The organism is Pseudomonas sp. HP_08 (genome assembly GCF_055284095.1).
The window spans coordinates 200,943-219,417 of sequence record NZ_JBTOQC010000003.1; the positions used below are offsets into that span (position 1 = coordinate 200,943).

Here is an 18,475-nt window from a genome sequence, read left to right on the forward strand (position 1 = left end):
CGTCAGCTATCGCCGCGCAATGCCTTGATTCTCGCGATCACACCCTCGGCGCTTTGCTCGCCCAGCAACTGCTCACGCATCTTGCCCTTGTCGTCGATGATGTACGTCACAGGCAAGGCGTCAGCCGGGGGCAGTTCATAGCGCTCGGCCGGGTCCTGGGCCAGTACGGTGAACTTGATGCCCAGCGCATTGGCGGCCTTTTTCAGCTCTTCACCCTGCAGGTTGTCGAAGTTGACGCCCAGCACGGTGACCTTGCTGTCCTTGAGCTGCTCGGCCAGGCCATTGAATTCGGGGATTTCAGTCCTGCACGGGCCACACCATTCAGCCCAGTAGTTGATCACCAGCCAGTGCTTGTCGATGCGCTCGCTGGCAATTTTCTGGCCGTTCTGGTCAGTGCCCAGGTCTACGCCACACCCACTGAGCAGCATGCTGCCGACCAGTGCCATCACTGCTGCCAATCGCCTTGCCATCTGTATTTACCCTCTTTCGCCATGACCTTTACTGATGCGATGCAACCGCTGGCGACTGTCTATGTCGAACGCTTGCATGGCGCAGGTAGAATACGCGCCACCCCGTATTCGATGCGACCCACAAATGACCGATCTGACGCTTTATCACAACCCGCGCTGTTCAAAATCCCGTGCTGCGCTTGAGCTGTTGCAAGCCCGCGACCTGACACCGGAAATCGTCCTGTACCTGCAAACGCCACCGGATGCAGCGCAATTGCGCCAGTTGCTCGACAAGCTGGGCATCGCGCCGCGGCAATTGCTGCGCAGCGGCGAGGACGAGTACAAGAGCCTGAACCTGGCCGACGCAAGCCTGAGCAACGAACAACTGATCGCCGCCATGGCCGCGCACCCCAAACTCATCGAGCGGCCGATTCTGGTCGCCGGTGACCGCGCCGTGATTGGCCGGCCACCGGAAACCATTCTGGAGTTGTTAGCGTGAGTACGCCTTATATCCTGGTGCTGTTTTACAGCCGTAACGGTTCGACCAGCGAGATGGCCCGGCAGATCGCCCGCGGCATCGAGATGGGCGGCATGGAAGCACGACTGCGCACGGTGCCGGCGATTTCGGCCGACTGCGAAGCCACCGCGCCGGCCATTCCCGACAGCGGCGCGCCTTACGCCAGCCTCGATGACCTCAAGCACTGCCACGGCCTGGCGCTGGGCAGCCCGACGCGCTTCGGCAACATGGCCGCCCCGCTCAAGTACTTTCTCGACGGCACCAGCAACCTGTGGCTGACCGGCGCACTGGTGGGCAAGCCTGCTTGCGTGTTCACCTCCACCGCCAGCCTGCACGGCGGTCAGGAAACCACGCTGATGTCGATGCTGCTGCCATTGCTGCACCACGGCATGCTGATCACCGGCCTGCCGTACAGCGAATCCGCCCTGCTGGAAACCACCGGCGGCGGCACGCCGTATGGTGCCAGCCACCACGCCGGTGCCGACGGCAAGCGGCCGCTGGACAAACACGAGACAGACCTGTGCCGCGCGCTGGGTCAACGCCTGGCGAAAACCGCGTTGTTGCTTGAACCGAAATAACCCTGCCGCTGGAGTACCCATGCTCGATTACAAATGGCTTCACGAGTACTGCCTGAACCGCTTCGGCTCGGCCAAGGCGCTGGAAGCCCAGTTACCTGTTCCGAAAACCACGCGCCAATTGCAGGCGATCAGCGATGATCGCTACCTGTCGACCATGGCCTTGCGGGTCTTTCGCGCAGGCCTCAAGCACAGCCTGGTGGACGCCAAGTGGCCGGCCTTCGAGCAGGTGTTCTTTGGCTTCGACCCGGAGAAGGTCGTGCTGATGGGTGCTGACCATCTGGAGCGGCTGATGCAGGATGCGCGCATCATTCGCCACCTGGGCAAGCTCAAGAGCGTGCCGCGCAATGCGCAGATGATCCTGGACCTCGCGCACGAGCATGGCAGTTTCGGCAAATTCATTGCCCAGTGGCCGGTTGAAGACATCACCGGCCTGTGGCAGTACCTGAACAAACACGGCACCCAGCTGGGCGGACTGTCGGCGCCGCGCTTTCTGCGCATGGTCGGCAAGGACACCTTCGTGCCCAGCAACGATGTGGTCGCCGCCCTCAACGCGCAGAACATTGTCGACAAGGTGCCGAGCAGCAAACGCGATCAGGCGGCGGTGCAGGCCGCCTTCAACCAGTGGCAGGCCGAAAGCGGCAGGCCGCTGTGTCAGCTTTCAGCGATGCTGGCGTTTACCGTCAACCACTAAATGTTCACCACATTGACGAAGCGCGATGCCGCGCTTTCGTCCATGCGCAGGCTGGTGAAGTCGAACAGGTTACGGTCGGCCAGTTGCGAAGGCTGAACGTTCTGCAACGCGCGGAAAATACTCTCGGTACGCCCCGGCGTCTTGCGCTCCCAGTCGATCAGCATGTCCTTGACCACCTGGCGCTGCAGGTTTTCCTGCGAGCCGCACAGGTTGCACGGAATGATCGGGAAGCCCTTCAAGTCCGAATAGGCCTGAATGTCTTTCTCGTGGCAGTAGGCCAATGGGCGAATCACCACGTTGCGGCCGTCGTCGGAGCGCAGCTTGGGCGGCATGGCCTTGAGCGAACCGTTGAAGAACATGTTCAGGAAGAACGTTTCGACGATGTCGTCACGGTGATGCCCCAGCGCCATCTTGGTCGCGCCGATTTCATCGGCAAAGGTGTACAGCGTGCCGCGACGCAGGCGTGAGCACAGCGAGCACGTGGTCTTGCCCTCGGGAATCAGTTCCTTGACCACCGAATAGGTGTCTTTCTCGACGATGTGGTACTCGACCCCCAGGTTTTTCAGATAAGCCGGCAGCACCTCTTCAGGAAAGCCGGGCTGCTTCTGGTCCATGTTGACGGCCACGATGTCGAACTTGATCGGCGCCACCTTCTGCAGGTGCATCAGCACATCGAGCATGGTGTAGCTGTCCTTGCCGCCGGACAGGCAGACCATGACCTTGTCGCCGTCCTCGATCATGTTGTAATCGCTGACAGCCTCGCCGGCCAGCCGACGCAGGCGTTTCTGCAGTTTGTTCTGATTGACTGAAAGAGTGCCCATGGTGCTGGTGGTATCCGCTGCAAGGTGTCGACAAGTGGCCTGGAAAAGAGAACTTTGAGCAAGACCGCTGAAAGGGCCGCTATTTTACCCACAACCTCGGCATCATTGAACATGCTGTGGCATGGGGTATTAGCCGCGCCGCTCCCATTGCCAAACGCTCTAAGCCCGCGCCGCCGTGGGCAAGGCCGTTTCCTATACTGCCAAGTGAGGGTCGCACGCCGACAACCGGTGGCGCCCTGCCTCTATCTCCGGCGGCGGTCATCCGCCACACCTTGCCGGGATATGTCTTGCACACTGATCAGGAGTGACCCTGTGATCAATCATGTCTGGGGCTTGTTCACCCACCCGGAACGCGAATGGCAGCAGATTCGCCAGGAAGACGAGAGTATTCGTCATACCTACCTCACCCATACCTTGCTGCTGGCAGCCATTGCGCCACTGTGCGCCTACATCGGTACCACCCAGATCGGCTGGGTGATCGGCGAACGCGCGCCGATGATGCTCTCCCACGGCAACGCCTTGGGCATGGCCTTCATGTCCTACCTGGCCCTGTTGGCCGGCGTGGCGACCATGGGCGGCTTTATTCACTGGATGGCGCGCACCTATGGCGCCGACCCTAGCCTGGCGCGCTGCATCGCCTTTGCCACCTATACCGCCACACCGCTGTTCATCGGCGGCCTGACGGCGCTTTACCCGCACCTGTGGCTGGGCCTGATAGCCGGCACGGCGGCGATCAGCTACACGGTGTACTTGCTGTACACCGGGCTGCCGCCGTTCATGAATGTCTCATCCGAAGAGGGTTTCATGTTCTCCAGCGCCGTTCTTTCGGTCGGCCTGGTGGTACTGGTCGCGATCATGGCCTTCACCGTGGTCTTGTGGGGGCTGGGCGTCAGCCCTCAATACACGGGTTGAGGCAGGCAGAGATGCGGGTTTCCAGCGCATGAGCGCCTTCGGCATAATGGGCGCTTCTGGAGAGTTGTCACGCATGCCCGAGCTACTGAAGTCCCGAGTCGAAACCTGTTACCAACAAGCCGAAGCTTTCTTCAAGCGCCCGTTCAAACGTCCCGTGGTCAGTTTCAAGCTGCGCGGCCAGAAGGCCGGCGTCGCCCACCTGCAGGAGAACAAGCTGCGCTTCAATCCGCAGCTGTACCTGGAGAACAGCGAAGATTTTCTGTACCAGACCGTCCCGCACGAAGTCGCCCACCTGATTGCCCATCAACTGTTCGGCGCCAGCATCCAGCCGCATGGCGAAGAGTGGCAGTTGATCATGCGCGGCGTGTACCAGCTGGCGCCCAACCGTTGCCACACCTATGCCGTACAACGACGCAAGGCAACCCGCTACATCTATCACTGCCCGTGCCCCGACAGCGATTTTGCGTTCACCGCGCAGCGTCACCGGCTGGTCGCTCAGGGCCGGCGCTACCTGTGCCGGCGCTGCAAGCAGGCGCTGGTCTTCAGCGGCACTGTCCGCGTCGAATAAAACCAGATGCCCTGAACGAAAAAACCCATCCGAAGATGGGTTTTTTCTGTCTGGGAAGTATCAGACCACAGGCTTGGTGGTGCTCACCGGAGCCGGGCCTTCAGCAACACCCAGGTCGTCTTCGTGGCGGGTTTCAACGATGGACGAGCCACCGGAAGCCAGCTCGGACTGCAGCTTGTCAGTGTCCAGCTCGCCGACCCACTTGGCCACAACCACGGTGGCAACGGCGTTACCGACCAGGTTGGTCAGGGCGCGGGCTTCGGACATGAAGCGGTCGATACCCAGGATCAGCGCCAGACCGGCAACCGGCAGGTGGCCTACGGCCGACAGGGTTGCAGCCAGAACGATGAAGCCGCTACCGGTCACGCCAGCAGCACCTTTGGAGGACAGCAGCAGCACCAGCAGCAGGGTGATCTGGTGGGTGATGTCCATGTGGGTGTTGGTCGCCTGGGCGATGAACACGGCGGCCATGGTCAGGTAGATCGAGGTACCGTCGAGGTTGAACGAGTAACCGGTCGGGATCACCAGACCCACTACCGATTTCTGTGCACCCAGGCGCTCCATCTTGATCAGCATGCGAGGCAGGGCCGATTCCGACGAGGAAGTACCCAGTACGATCATCAGCTCTTCACGGATGTAACGCACCAGCTTCAGTACGCTGAAACCGTGAGCGCGGCAGATGGCGCCCAGCACCAGCACCACGAACAGTACGCAGGTGATGTAGAAGCAGATCATCAACTGGCCCAGCTGCACCAGCGAGCTGACACCGTAGGCACCGATGGTGAAGGCCATGGCACCGAAGGCACCGATCGGGGCGAGCTTCATGATCATGTTGATGATGTTGAACATCACATGGGCAAAGCGATCGATGAAGTCCAGCACCGGACGACCGTAGGAACCCAGGCGATGCAGGGCGAAGCCGAAGATCACCGAGAACATCAGCACTTGCAGGATGTCACCGGTGGCGAAGGCGCCAACGATGGTGTTCGGAATCACGTTGAGGATAAAGCCGACGATGCTCTGGTCTTTACTGGCCGTTACATAAGCCGCGATCTTGGAGGCATCGAGGGTGCTGACGTCGATGTTCATGCCGGCGCCCGGCTGAACGACGTTGACCACGACCAGGCCGATGATCAGGGCCAGGGTGGACACGATTTCGAAGTACAGCAGCGCGTAACCACCGGTCTTGCCGACCGACTTCATGTTCTGCATGCCGGCGATGCCGCTGACAACGGTACAGAAGATGATGGGGGCGATGACCATTTTGATCAGCTTGATGAATCCGTCGCCCAGCGGCTTGAGGGCCTTGCCGGTGTCAGGATAGAAGTGACCGATGAGAATACCGATCACGATGGCCACGATGACCTGGAAATACAGAGTTTTGTAGAAAGGCTGACGAGTCGTCATTGCAATTATCCTCAAGGGCTTCGCACGCACAGTCCGTCTGATGCTTGCGTTGCCTATAAAGCGTAACCCTCCTGCACTGGAGGGATTTGTTTTGTCGAGCTGCGCGTGGCAGACATCTGCGACTTGTATAGCAACAGCTGTGCCAGCCTTTGATTTTTTCTATAAAGCCCCACCCGGCAAGGGCCGCACTTATGAAACTAGACGTTTCTGAAGAGAGTGCGTGGCGGATTTCCGCCGTATTCGAAAAAAATCTCCTGAGGGGTGGCGGGTATCCGCCAGAATTACTCAGCCATGAAGTGAATGCGGAACAACGCGCCGCCCAGTGGCGAGTCTTCCAGAGTCAGGTGGGCGTTGTAGCTTTCGATGATGTCCTTGACCACCGCCAGGCCAATGCCCTGCCCCGGGTTTTGCCGGTCCAGCCGTTCGCCGCGCTGCAGGATGCGCGCACGCTGGTTCGGCGGTACGCCCGGGCCGTCGTCTTCGACACACAACTGGTCGCCGTCAGGGCCACTGACAAAGCTGACGCGCACTTCGCCCAGGCACAGGCGATAGGCGTTCTCCAGCAGGTTGCCGAGCATTTCCATCAGCGCCGCCTCCTCCATCGGCACCTGGCCATGGTCCGGCAGGTCGAGGCTGACCCTGACTTCCTTGTCGCGATAGACCTTCTGCAAGGTGTTGCACAGGCTTTCGACCACCGGCCGCAGCTTGACGTGATAACGCACCAGGCCGCTTTTACGCAGGCTGGCGCGCTGCAACTGATAGCCGATCTGCTGGCTCATGCGCTCGATCTGCGATTGCAGCACCCGCGCCTGCTCGACATCTTCAGGGCGCTTGGCGATGTTCTCGCTGACCCCTTGCAACACCGCCAGCGGCGTTTTCAGGCTGTGCGCAAGGTCGCCCAGCGAGTCGCGATAGCGGATGCGCTGCTCACGCTCGCTGCGCAGCAGGCGGTTGAGCGAGCCGGTCAGGCGCAGCAATTCGCTGGGGTGATCTTCGCCGAGGCTGTCGCGCTCGCCGGCTTCCACCTGGTCCAGCTCCTTGCTGACACCCTTGAGTGCGCGCAAGCCCCAGGTCAGGCCCAGCCACAACAAGCCGAGCAACACCACAAGCGCCGCACCGAAGCCCAGATAAAGCTTCTTGCGCAACTCGCCGACCGTCTCCTGATAACCGCGCAAGGACTGCACCGCGACAATGCTGAACGCCACGTTGCGACCGCCCAGCAGGCGGATTTCGACGTCATAGACGAAGAACTCCTCGCCCTCGGCATTCTTGATGCGCACGAACTTGCTGCCCTGCCCGTCATAGTACGGGTGGTAATTGATGTCTTCGGCTTCGGCCGCCAGCGAGCGCCACACCAGTTGGCCCTGACGGTTATAGATGTAGCCCAGCAGGCGACTGCCCGGCAGGTTGAACTGCTCACCGGGCAACAACGACGGCATCAACAGATGGCCGCCTTCAACACGGGCCGCAGAAATCAGCGTGGTCACGTCCGAAGCCAGGCGCTGCTCGATGGCGCCGCGCAAGGCCATGCTGAAGCCGCCTTGCAGGGCCGGCAGCATCAGCAGCATGAAAATCACGGCAAGGGTCGCTGCGCCCAGCATCAGGCGCAGGCGCAGCGAGCGGATCATGTGCAGCGCTCAGTAAACAGATAGCCCATGCCGCGCACGGTTTCGATCGGCTTGAAGGCCGCCGCCGTGTCGAGCTTGCGGCGCAAGCGGCCGACCAGTACCTCGATCACATTCGGGTCGCGCTCGTCGTCATCGGGGTACAACTGCTCCATGAGCCGCTCTTTGGGCACCACTTGCTGATGATGCAGCATGAGGTATTCAAGAATCCGGTACTCGTAGGCGGTCAGCGCCAGCGGCTGTTCCTGCAAGGTCGCCTGCTTGCGGTTGAGGTCCAGCAGCAAGGGGCCGGCGGTGATGGTCGACTGAATGAAGCCGCTGGAACGGCGCAGCAAGGCATTGAGCCGCGCTTCGAGTTCTTCGAACTGGAACGGCTTGACCACATAGTCGTCGGCACCGGCGGCCAGGCCTTCGACCTTGTCCTGCCAGTTGCCACGCGCGGTCAGCACCAGGATCGGGAAGGCCTTGCCCAGTGTGCGCAATTGACGAATCAGATCCAGCCCGCCGAGCCCCGGCAAGCCCAGGTCGATCACCGCCAGGTCATGATTGAACTGCCCGACCTGATACAACGCCTCTTCGGCATTGGCCACCGCCTCCACCACATGCCCGGCCTCGCTCAGGCGCGTGCGCAAGTGATGGCGCAACAGCGCCTCATCCTCGACCACCAACAACTTCATTCAGCTCTCCTCGATCCGTGAACGCCCATGATAACGACCTTGGGCGACGACGCTATGCCTTCACAGTAATGGCCAGGCCCTGAACTTCAACTGAACACCTGCCGTGCATCCCGATAAGCAAATCGGCTAGGCTTGGCCTTCCAGCTTACGTTGAAAAGGATTTACACATGCGCGTCTTGATTGGATTGACCCTCATGGGCCTGGCCGGACTGGCCCAGGCCGCGATCAAAACCGAGCAGGTCAATTACAAGAGTAGCGATGGCACGCAACTGGTGGCCTATTACGCTTATGACGACGCGATCAAAGGCCAGCGCCCCGGCGTGCTGGTGGTACACGAATGGTGGGGCCTGAACGACTACGCCAAGCGCCGTGCCCGCGACCTTGCAGAACTGGGCTACAGCGCCCTGGCCATCGACATGTACGGCGACGGCAAGAACACCGAACACCCCAAGGACGCCATGGCCTTCATGCAGGCGGCCCTGAAGGACAGCGAGGCGGCCAACAAGCGCTTCGATGCCGGCCTTGAGCAGTTGAGGAAACAGCCACAGACCAACCCGGACAAGATCGCCGCCATCGGCTACTGCTTCGGCGGCAAAGTCGTGCTCGATGCGGCCCGTCGCGGCGAGCCACTGGCCGGCGTGGTCAGTTTCCACGGCGCCCTGGCCGCACAAAGCCCGGCCAAACCCGGCATCAAGGTGCCGCTGCTGGTCGAGCATGGCGCCAGCGACAGCATGGTCACGCCGAAGGATGTCGCAGCCTTCAAGCAGGAAATGGACGCGGCCGGTGCCGACTATAAATTCGTCAGTATTGAAGGCGCCAAGCACGGCTTCACCAATCCTGACGCCGATCGCCTGAGCCATGGCGACCACGGCGGCCCGGACATCGGTTACAGCAAGACCGCCGACCAGAGCTCGTGGGCGGACATGCAGGCATTCTTCAAGAAGATCTTTGGCTGATGACATCCCTGCCCGACTGCTGCCCCGATCTCAAGCCGGACTGGCCGCTTCATCAGCCGTTGAAAGGGGTGGTATTGATAAGCGCCCACTTCGATCCGAAACGGCTGACGCCCGACGACTGGCAGCGTTGCCGGATCGAGCCGCCGGCCAGCATTCAGCGCTCGGTCGCCAAGCGCCAGACCGAGTTTCTTGCAGGCCGCTTGTGTGCCCGTGAAGCGTTGCGCCGGCTTGATGGGCGTGTGCAGGTGCCCGCCATCGGTGAAGACCGCGCGCCGGTCTGGCCGCCGGGCATTTGCGGCTCGATCACCCACAGCACCGGCTGGGCCGCCGCCATCGTCGCGCCGCAAACGCAATGGCGCGGCCTGGGCCTGGATGCCGAGCATGTGCTGGATGCCGAACGCGCCAGCCGCCTGGCCGGCGAAATCCTGACCGCCGACGAACTGACGCGCATGCAGGCATTGCCGGCCGATCAGGTGGCACTGTGCGTCACCCTGACCTTTTCGATCAAGGAGGCGCTGTTCAAGGCGCTTTACCCGCTGGTTGGCAAGCGCTTCTATTTCGAGGATGCGCAGGTGCTGGACTGGTCCTCCGATGGCCAGGTGCGACTGGGCCTGCTGTGCGACCTGTCTGAAGAGTGGTATCACGGCAAGCAGTTGCAGGGCCAGTTCAGCCTGCACAACGACCACCTGCTGAGCCTGGTGGCCATCGCACAGTGATTCAGCCCGGCAGCGGGCAATGCTCGCAGCGCCCGACCCATTCCACTTGATAGCTCAGGCAACAGGCGCGCCGCCGACGACGCGGCTCGCCACTTGCCTGCGGCACGTAAGTCACGCTGTTGAATAACGGATTGGCCTGCCCGTCAGCGTGCCGCGGCTGATCCAGCAACGGCCAGCCATCACGCGCAAGGATCGGGTCGATACGCTCAAGCCGCGTCAGGCAGTGCTCCAGCGTGTCGCCGGCGCTGCTCCACAGCACGGCGCGGGGCAGCTTGGCATAGGCGCTCAAGGCCTCGATGAACGGCTGCAGATTGTCATCCAGCAACCCGGCAAAACGCTGCAACGGCTTGCCGGGCACAGACGGCTCACATTGGCCTTGCCCGAGAAACCTGATGCCTTGCGGCACACCGCGCTCATCCAGCGCCAGGGCGATGTGCGGCAGCGTCAACGGCCAACGCCAGTCATGGGCGAGACTGGCCACCAGCACCGGCGGGATCAACAGCATGAAATAGTACTTGGCCCACTGCGAAACCAGCACCGGCTTGTGGCTGGCCAGCAAGTGCGGCCCATAAAGATCGTGAAGCACAACCTCCAGGCGTTCAGGCACCAATAACGAGGGCAACGCCACACTGGCAGCCTCTGCATTTTCAGCCAGTACCGTCTGGCCGAAAGGCTGCAGCGGCCCCTCGAATAATGTCTGGATCATCGGGTTACCTTTTCATTGCGACGGCAATGCACGACACATGCCAGATCACCCTTGCACATTACAAATTCTGTGATAGGGTTCGCGCCCGCAAAATTCAGCGTCAGTTCGTCGGTAAATTTAAAAAAACAGGCAAGGACAGCCCGCCCATAAGTTATGCGGGCTGAGGCCCAATCATGCACAGCTTTACTCACAACCTATCCACAGGCAGCACCGGACAGTGCGTTGAACTGATGTGCAAAACGCATTATCTTGTAGCCCCTGAGCGAAACAGACCCTAGATGTAGGGTTTGAGCCAAAAAATCACGATCACAACTCCAGGCCATATTTCAAGCCTTTTATCACGCCTGCGAGGTTGAACTTACCACCGGTTTCATAGACCAATCGCTCGCGCGAATGGTCGAGGTCGCAGAACGACCACCACGCATGTTCTGCAATAACCAGCCGGCACTCTTCAAATGATTTCCAGGCACCGGGCTTCAATCCGGTGTCTTTGATTTTTCCAAGCCGGGGAGCGGCGCCCAACCCTCCTCCAGCCGGTAGCAGCCGGCATGGTGGGCAGCAATGCCCGAACATACTTAAAGAACTGTGGAGACCCCCATGCAGACAGACACAACTCGCGAGAATCAGCCGGCCAACGCGCCGCACGCGAGCCAGGCCCAGCAGGACCTGAGCGCGACCGCACCCGGTCAATTGCGTGTGATCAAGCGTAACGGCACTGTCGTCCCGTACACCGACGACAAGATCACCGTCGCCATCACCAAGGCGTTCCTCGCAGTTGAAGGCGGTACCGCCGCCGCTTCGTCGCGCATTCATGACACCGTTGCCCGCCTGACCGAACAGGTCACTGCGACCTTCAAGCGTCGCATGCCATCGGGCGGCACTATCCACATCGAAGAAATCCAGGATCAGGTCGAACTGGCTCTGATGCGTGCCGGCGAGCAAAAGGTCGCTCGCGACTACGTCATCTACCGTGATTCGCGCGCCAAAGAGCGTGCCGGTCGCGCTGGCAGCGATACCGCCGTCAAGCCGCACCCGTCGATCCGCATCACTCGCCCCGACGGCAGCCTCGAGCCTCTGGACATGGCGCGCCTGAACACCATCGTCACCGAAGCCTGCGAAGGTCTGGCCGAAGTCGATGCGAACCTGATCCAGAACGAAACGCTGAAAAACCTCTATGACGGCGTGGCCATCAAGGACGTCAACACCGCCCTGGTGATGACCGCCCGTACCCTGGTCGAGCGCGAGCCGAACTACTCGTACGTCACCGCCCGCCTGCTGATGGACACCCTGCGTGCCGAAGCCCTGGGCTTCCTGGAAGTGGCCGAGAGCGCCACCCACCACGAGATGGTCGACCTGTACGCCAAGGCCCTGCCTGCCTACATCGCCACCGGTATCGAAAACGAGCTGCTGGACCCTGAGCTCGCCAGCTTCGACCTGGAAAAACTCGGCAAGGCCATCAACCACGAGCGTGACCAGCAGTTCACCTACCTGGGCCTGCAGACCCTTTACGACCGTTACTTCATCCACAAGGACGGCGTACGTTTCGAACTGCCGCAGATCTTCTTCATGCGCGTGGCCATGGGCCTGGCCATCGAAGAGAAGCAGCGTGAAGACCGCGCCATCGCGTTCTACAACCTGCTGTCGTCCTTCGACTACATGTCGTCGACCCCGACCCTGTTCAACGCCGGCACCCTGCGTCCACAGCTGTCGAGCTGCTACCTGACCACCGTGCCGGACGACCTGTCGGGCATCTACCACGCGATCCACGATAACGCCATGTTGTCCAAATTCGCCGGTGGCCTGGGCAACGACTGGACGCCAGTGCGCGCGCTGGGCTCTTACATCAAGGGCACCAACGGCAAATCCCAGGGCGTCGTGCCGTTCCTGAAAGTGGTCAACGACACCGCCGTTGCGGTCAACCAGGGCGGCAAGCGCAAGGGCGCTGTCTGTGCCTACCTGGAAACCTGGCACATGGACATCGAAGAGTTCATCGAGCTGCGCAAGAACACCGGTGATGACCGTCGTCGTACCCACGACATGAACACCGCCAACTGGATTCCGGACCTGTTCATGAAGCGCGTCTTCGACGACGGCCCGTGGACCCTGTTCTCGCCATCGGAAGTGCCGGACCTGCATGACCTGACCGGCAAGGCCTTCGAAGAGCGTTACGAGTATTACGAAGCCCTGAGCCAGTACCCAGGCAAGATCAAGCTGTTCAAGACCATCCAGGCCAAGGATCTGTGGCGCAAGATGCTCTCGATGCTGTTCGAAACCGGCCACCCATGGCTGACCTTCAAGGACCCGTGCAACCTGCGCAGCCCGCAGCAGCACGTGGGCGTGGTCCACAGCTCGAACCTGTGCACCGAGATCACCCTGAACACCAACAAGGACGAGATCGCAGTCTGCAACCTGGGCTCGATCAACCTGCCGAACCACATCGTCGACGGCAAGCTGGACACCGCCAAGCTCAAGCGCACCATCGATGTAGCCGTGCGCATGCTCGACAACGTGATCGACATCAACTACTACTCGGTACCGCAGGCACGTAACTCCAACCTGCGTCACCGTCCGGTCGGCCTGGGCATCATGGGCTTCCAGGACGCGCTGTACCTGCAGCACATTCCTTACGGTTCCGACGCTGCCGTGCAGTTTGCCGACGACTCGATGGAAGCGGTCAGCTACTACGCCATCCAGGCCTCCTGCGACCTGGCCGACGAGCGCGGCGCCTACGAGACGTTCCAGGGTTCGCTGTGGTCCAAAGGCATCCTGCCGCTGGACTCGCAACAACTGCTGATCGAAGCGCGTGGCCAGAAGTACATCGATGTCGACCTGAAAGAAAGCCTGGACTGGGCACCCGTCCGCGCCCGTGTACAGAAAGGCATTCGTAACTCCAACATCATGGCCATCGCACCGACCGCCACCATCGCCAACATCACTGGCGTGTCGCAGTCGATCGAACCGACCTATCAGAACCTGTACGTGAAATCGAACCTGTCGGGCGAATTCACCGTGATCAACCCGTACCTGGTACGCGACCTCAAGGCCCGCGACCTGTGGGACTCGGTCATGATCAACGACCTGAAGTACTACGACGGTTCGGTGCAGCAGATCGAGCGTATCCCGCAAGAACTGAAAGAGCTGTACGCCACCGCCTTCGAAGTTGACGCTCGCTGGATCGTCGACGCGGCCAGCCGTCGCCAGAAATGGATCGACCAGGCCCAGTCGCTGAACCTGTACATCGCCGGCGCTTCGGGCAAGAAGCTGGACGTGACCTACCGCATGGCCTGGTACCGTGGTCTGAAAACCACTTACTACCTCCGTGCCCTGGCCGCGACCAGCACCGAGAAGTCGACCATCAACACCGGCAAGCTCAACGCTGTATCGAGCGGTGGCCACGGCCCGGACGAATCGTCCATCGCCGCCCCACGCCCAAGCGAAGCAGCGCCAGCCGGTCCTGCTCCAGTGCCGAAAGCCTGTGCGATCGATGAGCCGGATTGCGAAGCCTGCCAATAAGGCCTGACTGAGCAATACCACAAGCCCCGCCTGCTTCTGTTGAAGCAGGCGGGGCTTTTTTGCGCCATGACCTATGTATTTTTGGCTACACTTGCACCTTTGTCACAGCCGAGGCCGCATCATGTCCACGCCCTCTCTGGAAACCAAAAAGGCCTACTGCGCCAAGACCCGAAAATCCAATTACGCCGCCAGCCTGCGTCTTGAAGGTTTTGATAGCAGCCCATCCGATATAGAACGGGCACGTCCTACTCGTGAGCAACTGCTTAAAACCTACCGCACCCAAAAAGCCTGATGCTTGATAAATATGGTGCCGGCCAGGACCCCTACTGTTACCCCGGCACTCAAGTGTTGCGTAACCGTCTGGGTATCGAAGACGACTCAACGCTGACACAAGCCGAGCGCGCGCTATCCGAACTGTCTGCCGACGCTATCGACTTTGCCCTTCCCCCGTACAATCTTGCCTATCTGAAAAGCCTTCACAAACGACTGTTTTCAGACCTGTATGACTGGGCCGGAGAGTTACGTACAGTCGACATTTCCAAGGCAACGACACACTTTTGCACCGTATCGCGCATCGAGCCCGAGGCCAATAAGCTGTTCGCTGCGCTGGCACGCGCAAACTGGTTCGAAGGCATGAGTCGCCCAGCACTGATAAGCGCCAGTGCAGAGTTGTTTGGCGATCTGAACATGGTGCACCCGTTTCGTGAAGGTAACGGCAGATCTCAGCGCATCCTGTTTGAGCATCTCATCGTCAATGCAGGCTATGAAATCGATTGGTGGGGGATCGAAATGGACCAGTGGATCCAGGCTAATATCAATGCCGTGGTGTGCGATTACGGTGCCATGCACGCAGTGTTCGAACGGTGCATAGGCCAACCTCTCCAATAGCGCCATTCGTCGCTTGCCAGGCAATCGATAGACCTCCGTACGCAAGCCGTAATGGCTCATCGCGAATCACCGTTTACAGCAGCCAACTCAAGGCCTGAAACCCTGATCCGGATCAGAACCTCACGCTCTTTTCGCGGTCAGAATCCTGCTGACGCACAAACACTGAGCACACTGTCACGAAACTATATGTTGTGCCTTCTATCAAAAAGAAACACAATATGGACCCTTTCGACGTAACCCCAAGTGTTTGCCCCAACGGGGAAAATCACCTTGCAGGTACGCGAAAGAAAGCCACTTTTTCAGACTGATTTTCTGAACGGTTTAAGGCAGCGCGGCGCAATATTCTGTATAATCCGCGCCCTCGATCCGGGGGTACTCATATGACCAATGGCGTACGCAAGGCCGGCTCACCGGAATCCAGCATGGATTCGAATCCCAGGTTCGCCTGCCGCTGTCAGCGTCGTAGCGTCCCGGACCACACGCACACTCTCCCGGATCCGACACCTTAGAACACCCGAGACTACTCGACACATTCCCGTTGCCAGCCGCAGCATCGCAACGCTGGCAACGCCTACTTCAAAATCCATCGGTCATCCTCAAGGTGACCCTCTCGCAGGAGATGTAACCCATGCTGAGCTGGGACGAATTCGACAAGGACGACGGCGAAGTCATCGCCGCCAAACCCAACCAGGCCGCCCAGGCCCATGAAGCGGCCATGGACCGCCTCGACAGCGCCGGTGGTGCTGCAGCCAAGGAAGCGCGCGCTGTAACCGCCGCCGACTCGGCCGCACTGGTCCGCGCCAAGCAAGCCCTGGACGCTCTGGATGTCGCTGAAGGCCTGGCTGAACTGGAAGGCGCCTCGGCCCGCGTTGCGGTCGACGAGAAGCGCATGATCAACTGCCGCGCCGACCTCAACCAGCTCGTACCCTTCAAGTACGACTGGGCCTGGCAGAAGTACCTCGATGGCTGCGCCAACCACTGGATGCCGCAAGAGGTCAACATGACCGCCGACATCGCCCTGTGGAAAGACCCTGAAGGCCTGACCGACGACGAGCGCCGCATCGTCCTGCGTAATCTGGGCTTCTTCTCCACTGCCGACTCGCTGGTTGCCAACAACCTGGTGCTGGCCGTGTACCGCCTGATCACCAACCCGGAGTGCCGCCAGTACATTCTGCGCCAGGCCTTCGAAGAAGCGATCCACACCCACGCCTACCAGTACTGCATCGAATCGCTGGCCATGGATGAAGGCGAGATCTTCAACATGTACCACGAGATTCCATCGGTCGCCAAAAAGGCAGCCTGGGGCCTGAAGTACACCCGCTCGATCTCCGACCCGGAATTCAAGACCGGCACCGTCGAGACCGACAAAGAGCTGCTGCGCAACCTGATCGCCTACTACTGCGTACTGGAAGGCATCTTCTTCTATTGCGGCTTCACCCAGATCCTGTCGATGGGTCGCCGCAACAAGATGACCGGCGTCGCCGAGCAGTTCCAGTACATCCTGCGCGACGAGTCGATGCACTTGAACTTCGGCATCGACGTGATCAACCAGATCAAGATCGAAAACCCGCACCTGTGGGATGCCGAGATGAAAGAAGAAGCCACGCAGATGATCCTGCAAGGCACCCAGCTTGAAATCGAATACGCCCGCGACACCATGCCGCGCGGCGTACTGGGCATGAACGCGGCGATGATGGAGGACTACCTCAAGTTCATCGCCAACCGCCGCCTGACCCAGATCGGTTTGAAAGAAGAGTATCCGGGCACCACCAACCCGTTCCCGTGGATGAGCGAGATCATGGACCTCAAGAAAGAGAAGAACTTCTTCGAGACCCGTGTGATCGAGTATCAGACTGGCGGGGCGCTGAGCTGGGATTGATCGGCTCGCGGTAATGAAAAAGCCAGGCGCGCAAGCGGCCTGGCTTTTTTGTGGGTCAACGCTTACCGGTCAGGGCATCACTGGCGGCGTATACGTCAGGGTCAACGAAAATACCCAGAGCATGAACATCACCAGCGGCAGGTGCACCAGCAACTGGGTGAACGTAAAGCCCACCATGTCTCGGGCCTTGATGCCCAGTACGCCCAACAGCGGCAGCATCCAGAACGGGTTGATCAGGTTCGGCAGTGCCTCGGCGGCGTTGTAGACCTGCACCGTCCAGCCCAGGTGCATTTGCAGCTCGTTCGCTGCCTGCATCACATAGGGCGCTTCGATGATCCATTTGCCACCGCCAGATGGAATGATGAATCCCAATACCGCCGAGTACATGCCCATGACCACGGCGAAATTGTCCTTGTCGGCAATCGACACGAACGCAGCAGCAATGTGATGTGACAGCGTGGCGCCATCGCTGCCGGCGGCCTTGGTGAGGATGAAGGCAATCGAGCCGTACAACGGGAACTGGATCAACACGCCGGCCACCGAAGGTACCGAACGTGACACCGCCCGCAGGAAACGCTTGGGTCGCCAGCACAGCAGCATGCCGATCAGCAGGAACAGCAGGTTGTAAGTGTTCAGGTTGGAAATCGCGAACACCGGATCCTTGGTTGAGAACTCGCGAAACACCCATACGGCCCCTAGCGCTACCACCAGCAAGGTCAGCAACGGGCTGTATTCCAGCCATTCACCGGGGCGCTGTTTAGGCGGCAAATCATCGCTTTCTTGCGACAGATCGACACCCATTTCCTGCGCGGTACGGGCCCGCTCCGGGGATGGCGCACTGGCCCAGGCGACCAGCATCGAGACCACCATCAGAATCACCGCCATCAGCATCGACTGCCAGAGGAAGATCGTCTCGGAGAAGGGAATGACGCCCGTGATGTCCAGCAAAGACTTGGGCAGACTGGCCGGGTTGGCCTGGATCTGCGCGGCGGCTGAACTCAAGCCCAGTGCCCAGGTGGCCCCGATGCCCAGATAGGCTGCGGCGCTGGCGGCGCGGTAGTCCATGCGCAGCGCTTGGCGACGGGCGATGGCACGCACCAGCAGGCTGCTGAAGATCATGCTGATTGCCCAATTGAACAACGAGCAAAACATGCTCACGAACGCGATGAAGGTGATCGCCCCTCGCGCGGTTCTGGGCAAGGCGGCCATGCGCTCGATCAAGGCAGACGCCGGCGGTGATACGGCCACCACGTAACCAGAGATAGCCACCACCGCCATCTGCATGGTGAACGGGATCAGGCTCCAGTAGCCATCGCCGAAGGCGCCGGCCACCGAGGTGATGGACGCGCCACCGGCCAGTGCACCGATGGCCACCAGTACCACTGCCAGCACGGCAAAGATGTAGGAATCGGGAAACCAGCGCTCGGACCAGTTGGACACGCTCACGGCGATCCACTCGAAGAAACCCGGCTTGGGATGGGGCTCAGTCGTATCAGTGCGTATCAAAGTATCTTGCATAGCTGTCTTCCTCTTGTGTTGGTTGGGCTGGACAGGCAGTAACTAAAAAGGATG

19 protein-coding genes are annotated in these 18,475 nt (G+C 60.4%); 11 read left to right on the forward strand and 8 right to left on the reverse strand.

Going from position 1 to position 18,475, the window contains the following annotated elements:
* Positions 1-2 precede the first annotated feature (2 nt).
* Positions 3-470, reverse strand: coding sequence for a TlpA disulfide reductase family protein (locus tag ACYAS9_RS04980; RefSeq protein WP_463567206.1), 468 nt, complete (start codon positions 468-470; stop codon positions 3-5).
* Positions 471-594: 124 nt separating this feature from the next.
* Between ACYAS9_RS04980 and arsC the strand changes: the two genes are divergently transcribed.
* From arsC to ACYAS9_RS04995, 3 genes are read left to right on the forward strand one after another with little or no spacing between them, the layout of a single operon-like run.
* Positions 595-948 carry an arsenate reductase (glutaredoxin) gene (arsC, locus tag ACYAS9_RS04985; protein WP_463567207.1) on the forward strand — a complete coding sequence of 118 codons (354 nt, stop codon included), beginning with the start codon at positions 595-597 and terminating at the stop codon, positions 946-948.
* Positions 945-1,544 carry an NAD(P)H:quinone oxidoreductase gene (gene wrbA / locus ACYAS9_RS04990; RefSeq protein WP_463567208.1) on the forward strand — a complete coding sequence of 200 codons (600 nt, stop codon included), beginning with the start codon at positions 945-947 and terminating at the stop codon, positions 1,542-1,544. The genes arsC and wrbA overlap by 4 nt, the downstream gene beginning before the upstream one ends.
* A gap of 19 nt (positions 1,545-1,563) precedes the next feature.
* A complete protein-coding gene (locus ACYAS9_RS04995; RefSeq protein WP_463567209.1) occupies positions 1,564-2,235 on the forward strand; it encodes a DNA-3-methyladenine glycosylase I in 672 nt (223 codons plus the stop codon).
* Here ACYAS9_RS04995 and ttcA read toward each other — a convergent pair.
* Positions 2,232-3,056: a tRNA 2-thiocytidine(32) synthetase TtcA gene (gene ttcA, locus ACYAS9_RS05000; RefSeq protein WP_463567210.1), complete on the reverse strand. Its 825-nt coding sequence runs from the start codon at positions 3,054-3,056 to the stop codon at positions 2,232-2,234. The genes ACYAS9_RS04995 and ttcA overlap by 4 nt on opposite strands.
* Before the next feature lie 312 nt (positions 3,057-3,368).
* Here ttcA and ACYAS9_RS05005 point away from each other — a divergent pair, with 312 nt between their 5' ends.
* Entirely contained in the window at positions 3,369-3,968 is a 600-nt protein-coding gene (locus tag ACYAS9_RS05005; protein WP_463567211.1) for a Yip1 family protein, read from the forward strand.
* Between the two features lie 73 nt (positions 3,969-4,041).
* Positions 4,042-4,536: a SprT family zinc-dependent metalloprotease gene (locus ACYAS9_RS05010; protein WP_463567212.1), complete on the forward strand. Its 495-nt coding sequence runs from the start codon at positions 4,042-4,044 to the stop codon at positions 4,534-4,536.
* Positions 4,537-4,596: 60 nt separating this feature from the next.
* On the opposite strand, the gene ACYAS9_RS05015 is transcribed toward ACYAS9_RS05010, so the two are convergent.
* The 3 genes from ACYAS9_RS05015 to ACYAS9_RS05025 all read right to left on the reverse strand — a co-directional run bounded on the left by ACYAS9_RS05015 (position 4,597) and on the right by ACYAS9_RS05025 (position 8,245).
* On the reverse strand, positions 4,597-5,943 hold the full coding sequence (locus tag ACYAS9_RS05015) for a dicarboxylate/amino acid:cation symporter (RefSeq protein WP_463567213.1): 1,347 nt from the start codon (positions 5,941-5,943) through the stop codon (positions 4,597-4,599).
* A 281-nt stretch (positions 5,944-6,224) separates the two neighbouring features.
* Entirely contained in the window at positions 6,225-7,571 is a 1,347-nt protein-coding gene (locus ACYAS9_RS05020) for an ATP-binding protein (protein ID WP_463567214.1), read from the reverse strand.
* On the reverse strand, positions 7,568-8,245 hold the full coding sequence (locus ACYAS9_RS05025) for a response regulator (RefSeq protein WP_463567215.1): 678 nt from the start codon (positions 8,243-8,245) through the stop codon (positions 7,568-7,570). The genes ACYAS9_RS05020 and ACYAS9_RS05025 overlap by 4 nt, the downstream gene beginning before the upstream one ends.
* Positions 8,246-8,412: 167 nt before the next feature.
* Between ACYAS9_RS05025 and ACYAS9_RS05030 the strand changes: the two genes are divergently transcribed.
* Complete coding sequence (locus ACYAS9_RS05030) at positions 8,413-9,201, forward strand: dienelactone hydrolase family protein (protein ID WP_463567216.1); 789 nt, start codon at positions 8,413-8,415, stop codon at positions 9,199-9,201.
* The gene (locus tag ACYAS9_RS05035; protein WP_463567217.1) at positions 9,201-9,917 is read left to right on the forward strand and encodes a 4'-phosphopantetheinyl transferase family protein; all 717 of its coding nucleotides are present in this window, start codon (positions 9,201-9,203) and stop codon (positions 9,915-9,917) included. The genes ACYAS9_RS05030 and ACYAS9_RS05035 overlap by 1 nt, the downstream gene beginning before the upstream one ends.
* A 1-nt stretch (position 9,918) precedes the next feature.
* Here the strand turns inward: ACYAS9_RS05035 and fhuF are convergent, their stop codons facing one another.
* Together fhuF and ACYAS9_RS05045 are read right to left on the reverse strand one after the other, a co-directional pair.
* The gene (fhuF, locus tag ACYAS9_RS05040; protein ID WP_463567218.1) at positions 9,919-10,623 is read right to left on the reverse strand and encodes a siderophore-iron reductase FhuF; all 705 of its coding nucleotides are present in this window, start codon (positions 10,621-10,623) and stop codon (positions 9,919-9,921) included.
* A 306-nt stretch (positions 10,624-10,929) separates the two neighbouring features.
* Positions 10,930-11,145 (reverse strand): hypothetical protein, encoded by a 216-nt coding sequence (locus ACYAS9_RS05045; RefSeq protein WP_463567219.1) that lies wholly within the window; start codon positions 11,143-11,145, stop codon positions 10,930-10,932.
* A 75-nt stretch (positions 11,146-11,220) separates the two neighbouring features.
* Here ACYAS9_RS05045 and ACYAS9_RS05050 point away from each other — a divergent pair, with 75 nt between their 5' ends.
* The 4 genes from ACYAS9_RS05050 to ACYAS9_RS05065 all read left to right on the forward strand — a co-directional run bounded on the left by ACYAS9_RS05050 (position 11,221) and on the right by ACYAS9_RS05065 (position 16,903).
* Positions 11,221-14,136: a ribonucleoside-diphosphate reductase subunit alpha gene (locus ACYAS9_RS05050; RefSeq protein ID WP_463567220.1), complete on the forward strand. Its 2,916-nt coding sequence runs from the start codon at positions 11,221-11,223 to the stop codon at positions 14,134-14,136.
* Between the two features lie 121 nt (positions 14,137-14,257).
* Complete coding sequence (locus ACYAS9_RS05055; protein WP_463567221.1) at positions 14,258-14,428, forward strand: YhfG family protein; 171 nt, start codon at positions 14,258-14,260, stop codon at positions 14,426-14,428.
* Positions 14,428-15,024, forward strand: a complete 597-nt coding sequence (locus ACYAS9_RS05060; protein WP_463567222.1) for a putative adenosine monophosphate-protein transferase Fic — start codon at positions 14,428-14,430, stop codon at positions 15,022-15,024. Before ACYAS9_RS05055 ends, ACYAS9_RS05060 begins: the two co-directional genes overlap by 1 nt.
* 628 nt (positions 15,025-15,652) lie before the next feature.
* Positions 15,653-16,903, forward strand: coding sequence for a ribonucleotide-diphosphate reductase subunit beta (locus ACYAS9_RS05065; protein WP_463567223.1), 1,251 nt, complete (start codon positions 15,653-15,655; stop codon positions 16,901-16,903).
* Positions 16,904-16,972: 69 nt separating this feature from the next.
* Here the strand turns inward: ACYAS9_RS05065 and ACYAS9_RS05070 are convergent, their stop codons facing one another.
* Positions 16,973-18,421, reverse strand: a complete 1,449-nt coding sequence (locus tag ACYAS9_RS05070) for a short-chain fatty acid transporter (RefSeq protein ID WP_463567224.1) — start codon at positions 18,419-18,421, stop codon at positions 16,973-16,975.
* Between the last annotated feature and the right edge of the window lie 54 nt (positions 18,422-18,475).